Annotated in this window: 1 protein-coding gene and 1 pseudogene; both read left to right on the forward strand. The window is 45.7% G+C overall.

Annotated elements, in window-relative coordinates; translation table 11 throughout:
* Positions 1 to 205: 205 nt before the first annotated feature.
* Positions 206 to 355, forward strand: a complete 150-nt coding sequence (locus WEIDD23_RS13370) for a hypothetical protein (protein WP_010371675.1) — start codon at positions 206 to 208, stop codon at positions 353 to 355.
* Between the two features lie 95 nt (positions 356 to 450).
* A pseudogene (locus WEIDD23_RS14205) lies at positions 451 to 641 on the forward strand (hypothetical protein); the annotation flags it as partial.

Here is a 641-nt window from a genome sequence, read left to right on the forward strand (position 1 = left end):
GATGATGACACACTCTTTACGCTGGATCCATCAAAGGCGCAGACAGCATTGTTGCTACAAGCTGGGGATGACGTTCAGATTAAGGCCAAGACAGTGAAGGGCGCCTCAGTTGCGAATGTTATTGCTTTGACGAACAAATCTTTGAAGTAAGCACGTTGGACTTGTATAATGGAAGTAACGTGTTATACAAGAGAGGTATGTCAGAATGGGCAAGGGAACCATTAAGTCAAATGACTTCGCGCGTGGGGCAGCATCTAAGGGTGCTGTAACGCGTGATCAAAAGCAGTCGGCACGTCAAGCGTTGCTAGAAAAAGCACGTGCTAAGGCGAAAGCGACGGCAACAGAAACAAAGTAGCCAAAGTGCGTCAGGATACCCTTTTTATTGGCAATCCTGGCGCGTTTTCTGTATGATAAATTGTTGACTTTAAACAAGAAGGAAGAGTGGTACTTATGGCAACATTTGCAGAACGCATGCTTGATGAATTGTCTGGTGGACAATTGGAGGATGCAAAGAAGTCATTTGCGTCATCATTGCGTTATGATGACGATGACACAGTTTACTCACTGGCCGAGGAGCTATATGGTTTGGGATTCTCAAGCCAAGCGAAGCGTGCTTACCAGAAGTTGTTGGAGAAGTATCC

It is taken from the genome of Weissella sp. DD23, assembly GCF_001579105.1.
In the GTDB taxonomy this organism is placed as follows: domain Bacteria; phylum Bacillota; class Bacilli; order Lactobacillales; family Lactobacillaceae; genus Weissella; species Weissella cibaria.